Origin of the sequence: Tenacibaculum sp., from assembly GCF_048269885.1 — a bacterium.
In the GTDB taxonomy this organism is placed as follows: domain Bacteria; phylum Bacteroidota; class Bacteroidia; order Flavobacteriales; family Flavobacteriaceae; genus Polaribacter.
In genome coordinates this window covers 143092-162457 of record NZ_JBLWTZ010000002.1, presented here as the reverse complement: position 1 = coordinate 162457, position 19366 = coordinate 143092, and the positions used below count along the sequence as shown (strand labels likewise).

16 protein-coding genes and 2 tRNA genes are annotated in these 19366 nt (G+C 32.8%); 9 read left to right on the top strand and 9 right to left on the bottom strand.

The annotated features are described in order from the left end of the window. Positions 1 to 4: 4 nt before the first annotated feature. The 3 genes from ACN0WY_RS02075 to ACN0WY_RS02065 all read right to left on the bottom strand — a co-directional run bounded on the left by ACN0WY_RS02075 (position 5) and on the right by ACN0WY_RS02065 (position 2640). On the bottom strand, positions 5 to 1825 hold the full coding sequence (locus ACN0WY_RS02075) for an AAA family ATPase (protein WP_417799395.1): 1821 nt from the start codon (positions 1823 to 1825) through the stop codon (positions 5 to 7). Between the two features lie 605 nt (positions 1826 to 2430). Then, positions 2431 to 2503: transfer RNA gene (locus ACN0WY_RS02070), tRNA-Phe, on the bottom strand. A gap of 64 nt (positions 2504 to 2567) precedes the next feature. Beyond that, a tRNA-Phe gene (locus tag ACN0WY_RS02065) sits at positions 2568 to 2640 on the bottom strand. 109 nt (positions 2641 to 2749) lie between these two features. Between ACN0WY_RS02065 and ACN0WY_RS02060 the strand changes: the two genes are divergently transcribed. The 7 genes from ACN0WY_RS02060 (at position 2750) to ACN0WY_RS02030 (ending at position 10362) form a co-directional block, all read left to right on the top strand. After that, complete coding sequence (locus ACN0WY_RS02060; RefSeq protein WP_417799394.1) at positions 2750 to 3481, top strand: type III pantothenate kinase; 732 nt, start codon at positions 2750 to 2752, stop codon at positions 3479 to 3481. Beyond that, on the top strand, positions 3474 to 4742 hold the full coding sequence (locus ACN0WY_RS02055) for a hypothetical protein (RefSeq protein ID WP_417799393.1): 1269 nt from the start codon (positions 3474 to 3476) through the stop codon (positions 4740 to 4742). Before ACN0WY_RS02060 ends, ACN0WY_RS02055 begins: the two co-directional genes overlap by 8 nt. 15 nt (positions 4743 to 4757) lie before the next feature. Continuing rightward, the gene (locus ACN0WY_RS02050; protein WP_330487514.1) at positions 4758 to 6068 is read left to right on the top strand and encodes a hypothetical protein; all 1311 of its coding nucleotides are present in this window, start codon (positions 4758 to 4760) and stop codon (positions 6066 to 6068) included. Between the two features lie 9 nt (positions 6069 to 6077). After that, complete coding sequence (gene lptC, locus ACN0WY_RS02045; protein ID WP_330487513.1) at positions 6078 to 6650, top strand: LPS export ABC transporter periplasmic protein LptC; 573 nt, start codon at positions 6078 to 6080, stop codon at positions 6648 to 6650. Then, positions 6650 to 6847, top strand: a complete 198-nt coding sequence (locus tag ACN0WY_RS02040; protein ID WP_330487512.1) for a hypothetical protein — start codon at positions 6650 to 6652, stop codon at positions 6845 to 6847. Before lptC ends, ACN0WY_RS02040 begins: the two co-directional genes overlap by 1 nt. Beyond that, positions 6847 to 8139, top strand: a complete 1293-nt coding sequence (locus ACN0WY_RS02035; protein WP_330487511.1) for a hemolysin family protein — start codon at positions 6847 to 6849, stop codon at positions 8137 to 8139. Before ACN0WY_RS02040 ends, ACN0WY_RS02035 begins: the two co-directional genes overlap by 1 nt. Positions 8140 to 8244: 105 nt before the next feature. Then, complete coding sequence (locus ACN0WY_RS02030; RefSeq protein ID WP_417799392.1) at positions 8245 to 10362, top strand: peptidylprolyl isomerase; 2118 nt, start codon at positions 8245 to 8247, stop codon at positions 10360 to 10362. A 55-nt stretch (positions 10363 to 10417) separates the two neighbouring features. Here ACN0WY_RS02030 and ACN0WY_RS02025 read toward each other — a convergent pair whose 3' ends face one another. Together ACN0WY_RS02025 and lpdA are read right to left on the bottom strand one after the other, a co-directional pair. Next, positions 10418 to 11050 (bottom strand): hypothetical protein, encoded by a 633-nt coding sequence (locus ACN0WY_RS02025; protein WP_417799391.1) that lies wholly within the window; start codon positions 11048 to 11050, stop codon positions 10418 to 10420. A 98-nt stretch (positions 11051 to 11148) separates the two neighbouring features. Continuing rightward, the gene (lpdA, locus tag ACN0WY_RS02020; protein WP_417799390.1) at positions 11149 to 12549 is read right to left on the bottom strand and encodes a dihydrolipoyl dehydrogenase; all 1401 of its coding nucleotides are present in this window, start codon (positions 12547 to 12549) and stop codon (positions 11149 to 11151) included. Between the two features lie 97 nt (positions 12550 to 12646). Between lpdA and ACN0WY_RS02015 the strand changes: the two genes are divergently transcribed. Continuing rightward, complete coding sequence (locus ACN0WY_RS02015; RefSeq protein WP_330487507.1) at positions 12647 to 13117, top strand: heme-binding domain-containing protein; 471 nt, start codon at positions 12647 to 12649, stop codon at positions 13115 to 13117. A 4-nt stretch (positions 13118 to 13121) separates the two neighbouring features. Next, complete coding sequence (locus ACN0WY_RS02010) at positions 13122 to 14348, top strand: glycosyltransferase (RefSeq protein WP_417799389.1); 1227 nt, start codon at positions 13122 to 13124, stop codon at positions 14346 to 14348. Positions 14349 to 14380: 32 nt separating this feature from the next. Here the strand turns inward: ACN0WY_RS02010 and ACN0WY_RS02005 are convergent, their stop codons facing one another. From ACN0WY_RS02005 to ACN0WY_RS01990, 4 genes are all read right to left on the bottom strand, one after another. Further along, on the bottom strand, positions 14381 to 15136 hold the full coding sequence (locus tag ACN0WY_RS02005; protein WP_417799388.1) for a hypothetical protein: 756 nt from the start codon (positions 15134 to 15136) through the stop codon (positions 14381 to 14383). Between the two features lie 421 nt (positions 15137 to 15557). Then, positions 15558 to 16031, bottom strand: a complete 474-nt coding sequence (locus tag ACN0WY_RS02000) for a DUF4625 domain-containing protein (RefSeq protein WP_330487504.1) — start codon at positions 16029 to 16031, stop codon at positions 15558 to 15560. Positions 16032 to 16088: 57 nt separating this feature from the next. Further along, on the bottom strand, positions 16089 to 16913 hold the full coding sequence (locus tag ACN0WY_RS01995) for a hypothetical protein (RefSeq protein WP_417799387.1): 825 nt from the start codon (positions 16911 to 16913) through the stop codon (positions 16089 to 16091). 19 nt (positions 16914 to 16932) lie between these two features. Further along, positions 16933 to 19293, bottom strand: a complete 2361-nt coding sequence (locus ACN0WY_RS01990) for a TonB-dependent receptor domain-containing protein (protein ID WP_417799386.1) — start codon at positions 19291 to 19293, stop codon at positions 16933 to 16935. Between the last annotated feature and the right edge of the window lie 73 nt (positions 19294 to 19366).

The following is a 19366-nucleotide window of genomic DNA, read 5'->3' as shown; positions in this document are numbered from 1 at the left end:
TCGATTATTTTTTATTTAGATGAATGGTAGTGCTTCGGTTTTCAAAAGAAATAGAAGTTGCTTCTATCGTTTCTCCTTTAATTGGATTTAATGTGAATAAAGCTCTGGAAAAAGGTGAGATAAAATGATATTCAATTTTATTTCTAATACCCCTACCGCCATTATTCAAATCAGCAACAGATAATTCTTTTAGCGTTTGCATTACTTCGGGATGAATATGTAGTATAATACCCAATTGTTTTTGAATCCCTTTAATATTATTTTTCATCATCATATCAAAAATCATTTCACCAACATCTTTACGTATATAATCAAAAATAATAATGTTGTCTCCAATTCTATTGAGTAGTTCAGGTCGATTGAGTTCAAACTTAAAATAGCTTTCGATTTCATGTCGTACTTTTTTTTCAACTGTTTCAAAACTATCTTCATAAGTTACATTTGGTAATCGTTCACCTGTAGTCGAATTTTTATAAATCCCTAGGTTTGAAGTGAAAATAATCAGTGCTTCAGAAAAATAAACGGTGTCACCTCGTCCACTCGTAAGTACTCCGTCGTCTAGAATTTGAAGAAATTTATCTAATATTCTAGGGTGTGCTTTTTCAATTTCGTCAAATAAGACTACACTAAATGGTTTTTCTCTGATAGCATTGGTGAGTTCACCACCAACATTATAACCAACATATCCTGGAGGAGCACCAATTAACCGTTGATCAGAATGTTCAGCGCTAAACTCAGACATATCAAACCGAATATAAGCACTTTCATCACCAAACAATAAACTGGTCAAGGTCTTAGCCAATTCGGTTTTCCCAACACCAGTAGGTCCTGCTAAGAAAACTACACCTCTTGGGCGGTTATTTCTTTTAGAATTCCCCACTCCAGTGATGGCCCGTTTTACAATATCCATAATATGTTGTACGGAATGGTTTTGCCCCTTTACACGTTCTTTGATATAAGCTTCACTGTTTTCAATTTTGCTACGTTCAATTTTCATCCAAGGGTCTTCAGTTACACCCACTTTGTATCGTCGTACTGCATCTGCAATCATGGAAATTGGTATAGTTTCTGACCTAGCTAACTCTATAATTGCTACTAAGTCTAACAGTAATAAGCCTTCGGTTTCGTCTACAAATTCAGTAACTATAGCATCTACATTGTTTTTGTCTTTACTTAAGCTCTCTATAATTGGATGCACTAATCTTCTACGAGCAATATGATTGGGTTTTCCAATAGGTATATGTCTTATTTTTGGGTTGTTAACTACCATCCAATCGGGCAAATCACCTTCTTTATCTACTATCCAAATTACGATATTATAATAAGGATTTGGAGGGTTGCCGTAAGGTCTGGTTTCTGTAGTTTGAGATAAAATATGAGCCATACTAAATGAATCGTGCTCTGCTTTTACCAGATTTTCAGGGTTCATTAAAAACTGAGAGGCGAAATCGACAATCAAGCCAATGGGTTCATCAGGATAGTGAATAATCCTTTGTAATACGGTATTAAAGGTTTGTAAGTCGTTATAGACACCTTCTTGTTGAAGTGGGATTTGAAGTTTTTGAAAAAGAGCTTTTTTGTCTTCTGGGGTTTCTGTAAAAAAAGGAATATCAAAACCAGTCAATGGATTGTAGTAAATCACATGTGCATAGCCCATGCTTTTTAATTCCGAGTCTATTACATTTTCTAATCGATGCCAACTGTAGGTGCCAAAATCGTTTTTCAGTAACTGAAAATCCTTAATATTACCTGAAAGGAAAAATTGACTTTTTAAGGGGACAAACCTTCTGAAATCTTGTAACCAGCGAGATTTGGTGTTATTCATTCTTGTTTTATTTTAACTCATTTATCACAACTTTTAAAACGCTTAATGCTTAACTCTGATTAACATTAACAGCAAGAGTATAGATTTGATCTGTTAACCAAAGCGTTATAACGTTTACTGCATGTAGCGCAAAAAACTTAATGAGTTGATTAATATTTTCATGTTTTGCAATTTTTTTTCTTTCAACCTTACTCATAAGAGAAGCATCAATACTCAACAATGTTGAGAGATACATAAATAGCGTGTTTCATTGTTATCTTTAAGATATGATAAGGCCTTACAAAAGTGTTAATAGGTCTTGTTTTAACATGACCAATTTAAAAATAAACAAATATATAACTACAAAAATGATTAAAGAAAATTTGATTATATATAAGCTTTTAAAAAAGCAAGTACTTATAAGCTATATTTAATAAAGGTTTTAACAAGAATCCTTTAGTTTTATGTGTACTGAAACTGCTAAAATTGAAATAAAAGTTTACACTCCTTTGATGATAGGAGCAAGAATTGATGTTTAAAATAATTGTAGTGATAAGTGTTGTAGCTATGGATGTTTTACTTTTTTTAACTAAAAAACCCGAACAAATTTGTTCGGGTTTTTATCGTGGTGCCTCCAGGAATCGAACCAGGGACACAAGGATTTTCAGTCCTTTGCTCTACCAACTGAGCTAAGGCACCAGTCATAGCTTAAAAAGTAACATCTTTAAAATAAAACTCGTAACAAGCGCTACGAGTTTTATTGTGGTGCCTCCAGGAATCGAACCAGGGACACAAGGATTTTCAGTCCTTTGCTCTACCAACTGAGCTAAGGCACCAGTTGCTACTTTCGTTAAGCGGATGCAAATATACAATCGTTTTTTAATTATACAAAGTAAAAACTTTAAAAAAATGTGACGTAAATTTACACGTTCAAAAAAAAGAAATATGTACCTAATTATAGACGTAGGCAATACAAGAGTTAAAGTCGCTGTTTTTGAAATAGATACTGTTAAAGAAGTCGTTGTTTTTGAAAAAGAAAATATAATTTCTGCGCTAAAAAAAATAATTTCAAGTTTTCCAATTTCGAAGAGTATTGTGTCATCTGTAGCCAATTTTTCAGAGAAAGAGATGCAAGAAATGGAAAAATTCTTACATCCCTTTTTTTTAGATTCAAATACAAAGGTTCCATTTAAAAACTTATACAAGACCCCAAAAACATTAGGAGTCGATAGAATCGCATTAGCGTCGGCAGCAATAAAAAAATACCCCAACCGAAATGTACTGGTATTAGATGCTGGTACTTGTATAACCTATGACTTTATTAATGAAAAAGGGGAGTATTTAGGAGGAGCAATTTCACCAGGGATTGCTATGAGGTATAAGGCATTACATACTTTTACCTCTAAATTACCGTTACTAGAAGCTAATGAAGTAGAAAATTTTATTGGTGTAGATACTCAAAGTTCAATGCATTCTGGAGTAATCAATGGAATTTGTAATGAAATAGACGGAATTATAGCACAATATCAAAAAAAATATCCAGATTTAACAGTAGTTTTAACAGGTGGAGATACATATTTTTTGTCAAAACAATTAAAAAGTGTCATATTTGCCCATCCAAATTTTGTTTTGGAGGGGTTACATACTATTTTGATACACAATTTAGCGAATGATTAAGAGATTTATATTAGGAGTTTTTGTACTAACTACGTCAGCAATATTAGCACAAAGAAATAGTGCTTCACCGTATTCTTATTTTGGAATAGGTGAAAATTTTGAGGCAGTAACAGTAGAACAAGCTTCTATGGGAGGTATTGGTGTTGCAATGAAAGATTATCACCACCTAAATTTTACAAACCCAGCGTCAAACGCTGACTTAAGAGCGGCAACTTATGTTTTAGGAGGTAGTTTAACCTTTTTAACAATAAAAGAACAAGACGCTTCTCAAACAGCAAACTCAACAAGTTTAAGGTATATTTCATTAGGTTTTCCAATAGGAAAAAAAGCCGGGTTATCTCTAGGGTTACAACCATTCTCTTCTGTAGGGTATTCTTTATTAGATGGAGAAAATACTGATGATATTACTTTGTTCACAGGAGAAGGAGGAGCTAATAAAATCTACGCAAGCTTTGGTATGTATGTATACAAAGGATTGTCGGTAGGTGCAGAAGCGGGCTTTATTTTTGGAAATGTTGACAACAGTATTTTAAATAAAAGATCGGATGTAACGTTGGCAACTAAACACGAAGAATCATTCAATGTTAGAGGCGGACAGTTTAAATTAGGTTTACAGTATAAAACCGAGCTGAAAAATAAATTACAACTATCTACTGGTGCCTCATTTACGATGTCTACCGATTTGTCTGCTAAAGGGTCTGAAAAAATGTACTCATTATCGTTTAATGGCTCTGGACAAGAGGTTCCAAGAGATGAGTTATTTAACAGAACACTTGATGGAAACATAAATGTACCTTTAAAAAGTACTTATGGTTTTGGTTTAGGAAAAGAAAATAAATGGTATGTAGAAGTGAATCAAGAATTCCAAAGTGCACTTGGAAGTAACAGTGTTTTTATAGCTGATGGTTCATCACATAAGTATGATGATTCAAGTAAGTTTGCCATAGGAGGATATTATATTCCTAAAATTAATTCTATTTCAAGTTATTGGGATAGAGTAACCTACAGAGCAGGATTGCGTTTTGAAGATACTGGATTGTTAGTAAAGACAACGGATAATTTTACTGCAGTAAAAGACTTTGGCATAAATGTTGGATTAGGATTGCCATTACCGAGACAATTATCAAACGTAAATGTAGGATTTGAGTACGGACAACGAGGAACGACTAACAATAACTTAATAAAAGAAAACTATTTTAACCTAAGATTAAGTTTATCTTTGAACAGTATTAACTGGTTCGAAAAAAGACGAATAGATTAACAAAAACTGAGAACGATGAAAAAAATTACGTATTTACTAACAGGATTATTTTTGTTTGTAGCCGTAAATGGAGCGAAAGCGCAAGCAAGCCAAGAGTGTCATATCAAGTATAATCTTTTTAAAGGAGATGCTACTACGAAGAAATATGCTCAAGCAAAACCTAATTTAGAATATTTATTAGATAACTGTGCTACATTATCTATTAACATTTATAAGTATGGAGCTAAAGTTGCTGAAAGCTTAAAAGATCCGGTTTTAGCTAAGAAAGTATATGAAACGAGATTAGCTAACTTTCCAGACAATGGTACAGCTAAAGCGCATAGTGATTATGCAGAGTTTTTAATAGACAATAAATTAGCATCAGATGCAGAGGTTTTTGAAATCTTAAAGAAGTCTTACAATATTTCTCCTAAGGATATGGGGGTTAAAAATATCTTTAGATATTTCCAAATGATTGCTGATAAATACCAAGATGCCAATCCTCAAAAAGTATTTGATACATACGATGATGTAATGGAGTCTGTAGGTGAAAAATTAGAAGATTACAGCAAGAAAATAGCACAATTACAAGAAAAAGATTCTGTAGGAACGATTACTTCTAGAGAAAAGAGCCTTTTAAGAGCATACACAATCAACTCTTCTTCATTAGGTCAAGTAGAGGGTGGTTTAGATGCTAAAATTTCTAAGATAGCAACTTGTGAAAGATTAATACCGATTTACTCTAGAGATTTCGAAGAAAATAAAACAAACGGAGTTTGGTTAAAAAGAGCGGTATCAAGAATGTATAATAAAGAGTGTCAAACAGATCCTTTGTTTGAGAAATTAGCAAATGAATACGCTAAAGTAACGCAATCAGCTGATGCTTATAACTTCTTAGCAGGGGTTTTAGCTAAGAATGGAGACAACAGCGGAGCTGCTGAAATGAGAAAAAAAGCATTCGATTTAGAAACGGATCCATTTAAAAAGGCGAAATATAAGTTAAGAGAAGCTCAAAGTGCAGGAGGAAGTAGAGCAAGAGCTTTGGCTTATGAAGCTTTAAAGTATAACCCTAATATGGGGAAAGCTTACTTATTCATTGCAAGTTTATACCAAAGAAGTGCAAACTCTTGTGGTAGCGATGAGTTTGAAAAAAGAATGGTATATGTAGCAGCCTTAAACAAAGCTTTAAAAGCGAATAAAGTAGACCCAGGATGTGGAGCAGGAAGATATATTTCTAGTTATAAAAAGAATGTACCATCTAAAAAGTTAATTTTCCAAAAAGGAATGTCTTCAGGAGCAAGTTATAGAGTAGGGTGTTGGATTGGTGAAACTGTTCGTGTACCTTAATAGAAGTTAATGCTTAAAAGAGCAAAACATATATACAATAGCATTGCTACCATTTGTTTGGTGGCAATGTTTTTTTCTTGTACCAATTCAAAGAAAGAGGTGCGAGATTTTTTGGCAGATAAAAATTTACCAGTAGGTTCGGCAGTAAATATTTATCATGTTCATAAAGATTCTGGAAGAATAAGTTCAAAAACAAAAGCCCCTGTTTTTTATGACTATTCAAACAGAAAAGATCACCCATATAGTGAGTTTCCTAAAGGAATCGAAATTGTAACTATTGATAAAAACGGAATAGACTCTACCACAATCTCAGGTAATTATGCACTAACTTATAATAAGACAAAAATATCTGAAATTAGAGGAAATGTGGTGATTACGAATCATACCAATCAAACAATATTAGAAACCAATCAGTTGTTTTGGGATCAAAATGAACATTATTTTTTTACTGAGGATGGTTTCCGATTTTCAACTCCTGAATCAGAAATCAATGGCTTTGGATTCGAATCGAGTGAAGACTTGTCTAAATGGATAGCTAAAGATATTACAGGAGATATAGAAACCACACAAAAAGATATATAATGAATGCACTTTGGAAATATTTACAATACGGATACTTGATTATAGGAGTAATCTTTTTTGTTGAGGGAATCTTGAAATGGAATTCCGATAGACAAGAAGCATTTATTATGTTTGGATTTGCTATCTTTATCATATTAATTTTCTTCTTCAAACGACACTTTAGAAGAAAAGTAGAAAAAAGAAACAAAGAACGTTAATGCAACCCGAACTCTTAATTATTCTTACTTCTATTTTATTTTCAGCCTTTTTCTCTGGGATGGAAATAGCCTTTATTTCGGCAAATAAACTTCATATAGAGCTTGAGAAAAAAGGGGAAGGAATACTTTCTAAAATACTAACTAGATTAACAGAGAAATCTTCTAAGTTTATTACCACTATGCTTGTAGGTAATAATGTGGCTTTAGTAGTTTATAGTTACTTTATGGGAGAGTTGTTAATGAACTGGTTTCAATCTTTTATACCATCAGATTATACGGTTGTAAACTATGTATTATCAGATGTAAGTTTATTAACGCAAACACTTATTTCGACAGTAATTATTCTGGTAACAGCAGAGTTTTTACCCAAAGCTATCTTTAGAATTTATGCAAACGAAATGTTAAAGTTCTTTGCAATACCTGCTTATATTTTTTACGTTATTTTTTATGGGGTTACATGGGTAATTACTAAAATTTCAGATTTTTTCCTACAGGTATTTTTCAGTACAAAAGAAGATGAAATTCAAACCGAATTTAGTAAAGAAGAATTAGGAAATTATATTTTAGAACAATTAGATGCAGGAAATGATGAAGAAGAAGTTGATTCTGAAATTCAAATATTTCAAAATGCATTAGAGTTTCACAAGGTAAAATCTCGTGAAATTATGGTACCTAGAACAGAAATTGTTGCGGTTGATTTACACGAAACGGTAAGCAACCTCAAAAAGATGTTCATCACAACAGGATTGTCAAAAATCTTGGTTTATAAAAATTCATTGGATGATATTTTAGGCTATGTAAATGCCTTTGAGCTTTTTAAAAAACCACGAACTATTAAGGCAATTTTATTACCTGTAGAGTTTGTGCCTGAATCTATGATTATCAATGATGTGCTTAATAATTTAATTAAAAAACGAAAGAGCATAGCAGTTGTTGTTGATGAATATGGAGGAACTTCAGGGATTATTACAGTTGAAGATATTGTAGAAGAATTGTTCGGAGAAATAGAAGATGAACACGATACGCAGCTATTACTAGAAGAACGAATTAGTGAGTACGAGTTTAATTTCTCAGCGCGTTTAGAGGTAGATTATTTAAATGAAGAATACGGTTTAGGAATCCCCAAAGAAGAGGCTTATGAAACCATAGGAGGCTTTATTTTAAACCACACTGAAACAATACCACTACAAGATGAGGTATTAGATATCGAAAACTTCCAAATTAAAATCTTAAAAGTAAGCGCCACTAAGATTGATGAAATTTATTTTAAAGTAATTGGTAAAGAAGATTAAGTTTCCCTCTTTTGCTTAGAACTCCCTCAAAAACAGCGTAAAAAAACATTGCATTATTTAATGTGAAATTGTATTTTCGCACACTGTTAATAAAATAAATGACGTATGGCAATTTTATCGAAAATTAGAGAACGTTCAATGTTCTTAATTCTTGTAATTGGTTTAGCACTTTTTGCTTTTGTATTAGACCCTTCTACAATATCAGACTTTTTCAGCGCAAGTAAAGTAAACGAAATAGGTGAAGTTAATGGCGAAGCCATTTCTCGTCAAGAGTTTGCTGAAGCGCTAGAAGCTTACAAAGCACAAACAGGAAATAACATGTCTGAGATGCAAGCTGCAAAAGCAGTATGGAATAATTTAATCCGTCAAAAAATATATAAAAAGCAATTAGAAGAAGCTGGAATTACTGTTGGAGATGCAGATATCTTAAACGCTTTATATGAAACTCCAGTAATTCAAAACGATGCTAGATTCCAAACTTCAGGAATTTTCGATAAAAACAAGTTAAAAGAGCATTTGGCTACCATTAAGGAAGAAAAAGGGCAAGAGTGGAGTGCTTGGCAAAACTATATGGCTTCTATAAAAAGCAATATCGAAAAAACAACATACGATAACTTAGTAGCCGCAGGTTTGGGAGCTTCTTTAAAAGAGGGAGAATCTAAATACTTAACTGAAAACACAAAAGTATCTGGGAAGTATGTATATGTACCTTATACAACAATTGCAGATAGCTTAGTAACGTTAAAGAAAAGCGACGTTCAAAATTACATTAACCAACATCAAGATGCTTTTCAGGTTGAAGCTTCAAGAGATATTAACTTTGTAAAGTTTAATATAGAGCCTACTGAAGGAGATGAAGAAGCAATTAAAGCTAACATAGCTAAATTAATTGAAGATTCTGAAGTAAACAATACACCGGTAAAAGGATTGAAAAACACTACAAACTATAGTGAGTTTTTAGAAGAAAACGATTCTGATTTAAGATTAGATAGCAACTATAAGTTTAAGGTGCAAGTTCCTCAAGTAATTGCTGAAGAGGTTTTCAACGGTAAAGAAGGAGATGTTTTCGGTCCATACAAAGATGCTGGATTCTTTAAACTATCTAAAATTACTGAAGTAAAGCAATTACCAGACTCTGCACAAGCAAGTCATATTTTAATTCCTTTTGTTGGTTCTGCTAGTGCTGATGCTACTGTGGTTCAAAATGAAGAGGAAGCTAAGAAAACAGCAGATAGTTTATTAGCAGTTGTAAAAGGAGATAAATCTAAGTTTGCAGATTTAGCAAAAGAAATGTCATCAGATCAAGGTTCTGCTGAAAAAGGAGGATTCTATGATTGGTTTGCTTATAACAGAATGGTACCATCATTCAGAGACTTTGTTTTTGAAGGGAAAGAAGGAGATATGGGAGTTGTAAAATCTCAATTCGGATTCCACGTAATTAAAATTGATGGGCAAAAGAATTTCCAACCGGTAGTTAAACTAGCTACTTTCGGACGTAAGATAGAGGCTTCAGAAGAAACAGAAAATACAGTATTCCAAAATGCTGAAACATTAGCATTAGAATTAGCCAATGGAAAAGCTTTTGAAGAAGCTGTAAAAGAAAAAGATTTAACATCATTGCCAGCAGTAGGATTAAAGTCGTTAGATGAAAATGTACCGGGTATTGGTAACGAAAGACAAATTATTACTTGGGCATTTGAAAAAGAAGTAAACGAAGGAGACTTTAAACGTTTTGATGTAGAAGGTGGTTATGTAGTAGCTGTATTAACTGCAAAAACAGAAAAAGGATTAATGCCAGTTAATAAAGCAACTGCAAGTGTACGTCCTATCTTAACAAACGAGCGCAAAGCAAAAATGATTGAAGATAAAATTAGTGGTTCAACATTAGATGAAATCGCTAAGTCTGTAAGTCAAACAGTAAGAGTTGCTACCGATGTAAACTTACAATCACCAACTATTTCAGGTGTAGGTTTCGAACCAAAAGTAGTAGGAGCAATGATCAATGCAAAAGAGAACGAAGTAGTTAAAAATGTAGTAGGAGATAAAGGGGTGTTTGCTTTTGTTGTAGAAAAGAAAGAATTACCAACAGCATTACCTAATTACGACACGTACAGAAAGCGTATTGCTAACGAAAGACAGAACAAAACGTTCCAGATGTATGAGGCGGTTAAAAAAGCGTCTGATATTGAAGATAACATGAGTTCTTTCTACGGAATTCAATAAGAAATAACGTCATACCAATAAAAAATCCCGAACCATTTAGTTTGGGATTTTTTATTTAGTTGTTGTCTATAAATATTTCTAAGTCCTTAATTATTGGTGGTGGAGGAAGTATTTCTATTCTTCTGTTTACAAATATATTTAACTTAAGAGAGTCAGATGATTCTTGTTGAATTTCGTTAAAAACTTCACATACTTTTATAATTAAGTTTTCTAATTCATCTATTTCACAGGTCAAAGAAATAATAAGTTTCTCTGGAGAGTCTGAATAGTTATAATCTTTTCCGAAATTTGAAAAGTCCTTTTTAAGAACATTTTTTAAATTTTGGATGGGATAGTTTTTTCCTTTTCTTAGGCTATCTCTTGAAATACTTAAGATGTTTTTAAGCTTTATGAATACAGGATAACATTTGCCAAAAGTTGTTGATACTAGAACGTTATATCTTCTTTTATTACTATCAATTTTTAAATAAGCTCTTTTTTCGTCATAGTTGAAGTTTTCAAGGCTATCGACTAATTGGTTAAAGTCATTAAATCCATTCAGTTCTATATATTGATAATTTTTACTTAATGAAAAATCAGAGGAATTGGGATAATAAAATTCTTTTTCGAAATCTTTTCTATCAGTTTTACAAGAAGCTAGATTAAATAAGAGAAATACAGAAAATAAAAGGTTTATTCTTTTTTTCATTTAAGGGTTGTATTTATCGATAACTAAACTAACTTAATTAAAACAAAAAAGCAACCTCAAACGAGATTGCCTTTTAAAATATGTTTTAAAGCTTTTTATTAAGCGTTTAAAGGTTGTCCATCCCAAGCTGCTTTCGCTGCTTCTTTTACAGCTTCAGAATACGTTGGGTGTCCATGACAAATACGAGCTAAATCTTCCGCAGAAGCTCTGTATTCCATTGCTACGGCTGCTTCCATAATTAAGTCAGCTACACGAGCACCTACCATGTGAACTCCTAATACTTCATCAGTATTTTTATCAGCCAATACTTTTACAAATCCATCTAAATCTCCACTTGCACGAGAACGTCCTAATGCACGCATAGAGAATTTTCCAACTTTGTAATCAACTTTAGCTTCTTTTAATTCATCTTCTGTTTTACCTACAGCCGCTACTTCTGGCCATGTATAAACAATTCCAGGAATTAAGTTATAGTCAATATGAGGTTTTTGTCCTGCTAAATATTCAGCAACCACAACACCTTCTTCTTCTGCTTTATGTGCTAACATAGCGCCACGAACTACATCACCAATGGCATAAATGTTAGAAACGTTGGTTTGTAAATGATCATTTACTTCAACCATGCCTCTTTCCGTAACTTTAACACCCGCTTTTTCTAAAGCTAATCCTTCAGTATACGGACGACGACCCACTGAAACTAAACAGTAATCACCAGTAAAAGTAACCTCTTCACCTTTTTTATTAGTAGCTTTTACCACAACTTCGTCACCATTTCTTTCAACAGAAGTCACACCGTGGCTAGCATTAATTTTCATTCCTTGTTTCTTTAAAACTTTAGTCAATTCTTTAGAAACATCTTTATCCATCGTTGGAGTAATTGTTGGAGCATACTCGATAACAGTTACATCAGCACCTAAACGCTTATAAACTGAACCTAACTCTAAACCAATAACACCACCACCAATAACTAATAAGTGCTTAGGAACTTCAGGAAGTTTTAACGCTTCAGTAGAAGTTATTACACGCTCTTTATCAATCGTAATAAAAGGTAAAGAAGATGGTTTAGAACCCGTAGCTATTATAATGTTGGTACCTTCAATTACTTCTTCAGTACCATCATTTTTAGTGATTTTTACGTGAGTAGCATCTTCAAAAGATCCTAAACCTTCGTAAACTTCAATATTATTTTTATCCATTAAATATTTGATACCTCCTGTAGTAGTTTCTACTACATTTGCTTTACGAGCTACCATTTTTCCGAAGTCAAAAGAAGGTTTCTCAACAGAGATACCATGCTCTTCGAAATGATTTACTGCATCATAGTAATGATGAGAAGAATCTAATAAAGCTTTTGAAGGAATACATCCAACATTTAAACAAGTTCCACCTAAAGTTGAGTATTTTTCAATGATAGCAACTTTAGAACCTAATTGAGCGGCTCTGATAGCAGCAATGTACCCTCCTGGACCAGAACCAATAACGATTAAATCGTATTTCATGAGTTGTGTTTTATTTTTTCATAAATAATGAAGCACAAAAATACAATTATTTGTCGATAAAATTAGTTTTCATATCTTTAAAACTTAAATCTATTGTATGAAAATTTTCAAAAAAATTATAGGATTATTACTGATACTATTGGTAATAGCGCAGTTTTTTCAACCAGAAAAAAATCAAGGAGAAATAACTACAGTTGAAGCTTTTATAAAAGAAACCAAGCCAAATGATCAGGTGCACAAAATATTAAAAACAGCATGTTTTGATTGCCATAGTAATTCAACACGTTACCCTTGGTATAGTAGCATTACACCAGTAAATTATTGGTTAGCTGACCATGTAAACCACGGAAAAGAAGAATTGAATTTTTCTGAGTGGGCTACTTATTCTTTAAAAAGAAAAGAACATAAGATGGAAGAAGTTTGGGAGGAAGTAGAAAAAGGGAAAATGCCGTTAGATTCATATACTTGGACCCATGCCGATGCTCGTTTAACTAAAGAAGAAGTAGAGCAAGTAATTAACTGGGCTAAAGGTGTACAAAGTGATTACAAAATGCAGTTAGCGAACTAAATTAATGCAACAACTTTTAATAATTGGGTATGTTTGGATAGAAAAAACTACAGGAGCTGGTAACCGAATGTTACAGTTGGTGAATGTTTTTAAAAATCAAAACTATACCATCACTTTTGCAACTCCTGCTCAAAAAACTGAAAATTCTTTAAACTTAATAGAGTTAGGAGTTCAAGAGCAATCGATTGAATTAAATTCAAGTTCTTTTGATGATTTTATCAAAGAATTGCAACCTGATGTTGTGTTGTTCGATCGTTTTATGATGGAAGAACAATTTGGTTGGCGTGTAGCAGAACATTGCCCGAAAGCTTTACGAGTCTTAGATACAGAAGATTTACATTTTTTACGCAAAACACGTCATCAACAATTAAAGAAAGGAGAGCAATTTTCAACAGAAGTTTTATTGAAGTCGGAGGAAGCAAAGAGAGAAATTGCTGCTATTTTACGTTGTGATATGAGTCTGATTATTTCAGCTTATGAAATCCAGTTGTTGAAAGACGTTTTTAAGATAGATGAAATTTTGTTGTACCATTTACCTTTTTTGTTAGATACAATAACTGCTAAAACTATTCAGAGTTGGAAATCTTTTGAAGAACGAGAACATTTTGTATTTGTAGGGAATTTTTTCCATGCTCCAAATGTCGATGCTGTTTTACAATTAAAAATAATATGGAAGCAGATCAGAAAACAACTACCCAAAGTAGAAGTACATATTTACGGAGCCTATATTACGCAACAAATTCAACAATTGCATAAACCAAAAGAAGGGTTTATCATTAAAGGTTTTGCAGAAGATGCGCTCGAAGTAGTTAAAAATGCTAGGGTCGTGTTGGCTCCCATTCGTTTTGGGGCGGGAATTAAAGGAAAGTTAACTGAAGCAATGGAATGTGGAACACCAAGTGTTACTACTTCAATAGGCGCAGAAGGGATGCATGGGAATTTGCCTTGGAACGGATTTATAGAAGATGATTTTGAGAAGCTGGCCAACAAAGCTATAGAACTGTATACTTATGATATTCTTTGGAAAAAGGCTCAACAAAAAGGTGTAGTGATTATAAATTCACTGTATGATAAAGAAGTGTTAGAGGTATCTTTTATGAAGAGAGTTAGAAAAACCCAAGAAAATCTTGAAACACATCGAACACAAAATTTTTTGGGAAGTTTGTTACAACATCAAACCTTACAGGCTACAAAATTCATGAGTAAGTGGATTGAGGAAAAGAATAAATAAAAAAAGAGCTTTCAAATTTGAAAGCTCTTTTTTTATTTATAATACATAGCCCATTCATCTGCAACATCAATAAATGTTATAGTTGTGTTATTGGTATTAGGGGTAAAGTATAACATAATATTATCATAGTTGTGAAGTCCGCCGTTTCCTGTAGTCTTGTCTACTCCCCAATAAGGATAGTTGTTTTCATAGGGTTCTGGAGTAGTTGAAATGTGTTTTATACCATTCGCATATTGGTAGGCTACTGTAAAATCTATACCATTGTATTTTTCATACGAAGTTATAGAAAAATCTTTACTGATGATTAACTTACTTCTTTCAGTTCTATCATGGCTACCATGATTATAATGACCATCGTACTTCATAAAATTCCATTCACCAACTAAAGCTCTTTGATTGTTTATACCTACTGGTGCATAAAAATCTTTAACATCATTCCCTAAGAATACAATAATGTTAGAAGAGTCAACATTTAAATCACTAGGCTGCCAATTACTGAGCACAAAATCAGGAGTAAAAATATCTATATAATAGCTGTTTGGCTGGATATTTTTCGATATTGAGAATTTTCCTGAACTATCAAAATTACCAACATGTATTGGGTTAGTTTCGTTGAAATAGTCTTCCTTGCTAGCATAAATAGCGATGTTAAAATCAGCAAAACTATATTGATCAGTATATTCCTGCGGTATTGCAGGTAACTGAATGTTGATGTAGTATTCGCTAATAGAGTCACTACTACAGCCAATAATGAACAAACCAATTAAGGTATACATAAATTTTTTCATGTGATTTATTTTTTTTAAAAAAGCTAAAGTAAATAAATTAGATCAATTAGCATGCTTCAATAAAACTACAGTTTTAGGTACTCTATCACTAAAAAAAATGTGGGGTTTTATAGGTTCTCAACAAACCCTTAAAGAGTATAAGAGAAAGCAGTCTATTTGAGTTGCATCAAGATGGAGTTGAGTGCTCTCGACAACTTTTATAGTAAAAGTAGCTTTAGAAAATGAAGGTTACATTTGCTACTCTAAAATAGAAAAGAGTGTACAGTTTGTAATTTTTTTTTGTAAACAATTAAAAGAAATCCAAGAAAACCCTGATGCACATCGTACACAAAATTTTCTTGGAAGTTTGTCACAGCATCAAATTTTACTGTCTACAAAACTTATGAGTAAGTGGATTGAAGAAAAGAATAAAAAATAATGTTTATTCAATTTTAATATCTACCGAGGTTCTATTTTGCCACCCTGTAACGTCAATTACAGAGATCTGACAATGATAATCACCCGAATCAATATTCGTTGGAATTGTAATATTACGCACTATTTCATATGCTTTAGGATTGTTATCAATAGCATAGTTTTCCATAAAAATTAAAGGAGAAATAGGATCTTTTACAGGAGATAATTCACAGCTTGAACCCTGATCATCGTGTGTATGATGGTCAAAATTATGATGGATATCGATAGCATAAGTAGCCAATGCAATGTTGTCAGATACTTTTACGCGTATCGTGTATTCTTTCCCTTTTTCTAATACAGTACACGACTTGGGAAAACCTTCGTTGTAATTTATGGTAATGGTTGGTTTTTCAGTGTCTGGCTCTTCTGACTCACTACTACAACTTGTATTTAATAAGATTAATAGTAAAAAAGCACTTGTAATTTTTAATAATTTCATAATAGTTTGTTGTTACAAAAGACTACTTGATTTTTCAAGTAGTCTTTTGGAGTATGATTACTTTATTTCGATTGGAATAGATAATTTTACCGTTTCACTTTCACCGCTTTCTTTAGCGTAGATGTTTAACCAGTAGCTTCCTACAGGAGCTCCAGGAATTAAATCGTAGTGATAATGTATGTGTGGATTTTTAACTCCTTCATACAATTCTTTTGGTAAAACAGTAATTACTTTGTCCCACTTTCCGACTTCAACACTTTGTCCTTCTCTCCATTCTTCGAACCAAAACTCATATTTAATTTCAGTAACAGTATTATTACCAGAAACGTATTCAAATTCTGTGTGTAACTCATCTTTTCCAAAGGCAATAGCGTTATTATCACCAATTTCTAAGTCTTTAAATTTTTGAATGATATGTAACTTTTTAGTGATGGCACTTTTAGTTCCGTCTTCATGCTCAACTGTAATTTTGAACTTATAAATTCCTTCAGCAGGTGTAAAAGAAGGAGTGTACTTGTTCTCTTCATCAAAATATACATGGTAATGTATGTGAGGATTTAATTGACCTTCATAACGATCAACAGGAACTAAATGCTTATTTAATTCCCAAATTAGCTCACCTGTCTTGACTTTTGGAACATCGAAAGCTTCAACGTCAAAATAAATTTTAGAAACTTTACTAGTTCCTTCATAATCAAATTCAATATGAACATCTACGTTTGATTGGGGTAAAACAAAATCAGAATTGCCTAATTCTATACCTTTAAAGCGTTCTGCATTGATATTTTCATCAAAAGTTTCCGGGATGTTGTCTTCATCACTACAAGAAATGATTAAAAGACTTACAAAGAATAAGATTGCGGATTTAAATGTGTTTTTCATGATTAAAAAAATTAAATGATTAAAATGTTTGTATAATGGTTATTGAAAAGTTTCTTCCAGGTTCAGGAACTTCTATAAGTCTATAAAAGCTCGTATGGTCGAATACTTTGTTGTTTAAAAGGTTATTTATTTTTCCTTGAATTTTTAGCGGTTGTTTTTTAGAGAAAAGAGCTACACTCGTATGCAAGCCAACATTTATTAAAGAATATCCTTGGGTAGTTTTTTCTGGAGGAACAATATTGTTTTGATCTGAAACCAATCGTACACTTGAGAATAGTTTAGTGTCTCCGAAAGTCAACCAAGGATTCAATGTGTATTCAAGTGAGACAACTCCTGTCAATGGAGGGGCAAAAGGAAGGGTGAAGTTTTTCTTTTTCCCGCTCAATTGCCTTGCGTTTACATACTCTAAAGAGCCTGTAATTGATAATTTATCAATAGGTTCATATTGAGCCATTACTTCCCCACCATATCTAAAAACACGGCTCTGACTGTATTGATACTTTTGAAGTGTTTCGTAATACTCTGAAGTTGGACTTAAGTAAATATAATTATCAAAATAATTAACAAAAGGTGTAATTTGAATAGAAGCATTGTTAACGTTGGCTTTAAATTCTCCATCTATTTGATAAGAACTTTCGGGTTCTAAATCAAGGTTTCCTTCTTCATAACGATACATGTGATAGTTTACCCCATCTGAAGCCAATTCGTTTGCTAACGGAATTCTAAAACTCTTACCTATATTTATTTTATACGATGTGTTTTTAAGTCCATAACTCAATCCAGCAGAAGCACTGAAACTTCCAAAAGTCAAGTCCTTTCTTTCCGAACGCTGAAGTTGTTGTTGAGTAATATTTCCGTTTTCGTCGGTAACTGGAGATAAAAACCATTCGTAATAGGGTTGTGTTTTTACGATACCATAATCGTAACGTACACCACCATCTAAATATAAATTGCTATTGAGTTTTATTTGATCGTATACAAATGCTCCAACGGTAAAACGAGTATATTCAGGAATAAGAAATCCCCAACCATCAATCGCATTGTCTTGGTATTCTAAGTTTATACCTGTGGTAACTTTATGCTTTTCAAAATGATGCAATTGATTTTTTAGATTAAGACTATAGGTGTTCTTTTTAAATAAACGTTCCATTGTAGATGGTGGCTTGGGCATGTAGCCATGCGGAACAGGTTCTGAGTGTTCTTCGCGATGATTATTTTGAAGCCCAAGCTCAACATCTAACGTATAATTAGGGAATAGAAAACTGGTATTATTCGTTATTTTAAAATGATTGACTTTATGATGGGGTAAATCAATATCTCTATGGTCAGCATCGTACACTATTTTAGAAGTTCTCACTTCTAATCCGTGAGCATTAGCAAAAAAACCATTTTTAGAATTTACATTGCTAAATGAAGTTGTTGAACTAAAATTGTCCGATACATAGCCAACTGAGATTCCAACATTATGATTGTACCCCGCTGTGTTACGCAAGTAGTTTTTATGCAAGTCAAAAATGTAATTATCGTATGTGATTTTTTTGGTAGGAACTTTATAGTCTCCATACTCTTCATGAGTAATTCTAGCTTTGTAATACCAGTGATTGTAACGTTGTTTAACACCTAAAGAAATTCCATAAAAATCGTTATTACTTCTATTGGTGAGGTTGAGCTCTCCCGAAAAAGAATTCGCATCAGGCAGAAGGTTGTTTTTCAGACTAATTACACCTGAAATTGCATCAGAACCGTAGCGTAGAGAAGCAGCTCCTTTGGTAACCTCTATATTGTCAATATTATATTGATCTATTTCCAAACCATGGTCGGCTCCCCATTGTTGCGCTTCGTGTTTGATACCGTTTTCAACCACTACAACCCTATTAAACCCCAAACCTCTAATGGTAGGTTTGGACTGACCAGAACCAATAGTTATTGTGCTAACTCCGGGAATATCTTTAAGAGTTTGCATTAAACTATTATCTCTGTTTTTTTCCAAGAAGTTACCATCAATCTTTTGTGTATTACTAGAGAACTTTGTTAGTGTTTTTTTAGGGTTTTGCGTAATTATCACCTCATTTAAAACTGAGTTGTCTTGGAGTATAGGGATGACCATTACAGAATTAGTTGGAGAAATACTTGCTTTATAAGTAACATATCCAACATGAGTAATAGTTAAGAGGTACTCTTTGTTTAAAAGTTTGTGAAAAGTACGATTGCCTTTCGTGTTTGTGTACGCGTGCTTTGCACCAATACTTACGTGAGCATTGGGTAACGCATTTTGTGTTGTTCCATCAATTACCTTAATAGTAACAGAATGAGTGTTCTGACTAAAAAGAATGGTATGAAACAATGCACAAAATAAAGCACCTAAGCTTTGTTTTGTCATTGTAAACGGTATTTAAAAAACGAATTGTGATAGCCGATATGAAAAAATCGACCGTTGATTATATAATTTAGAA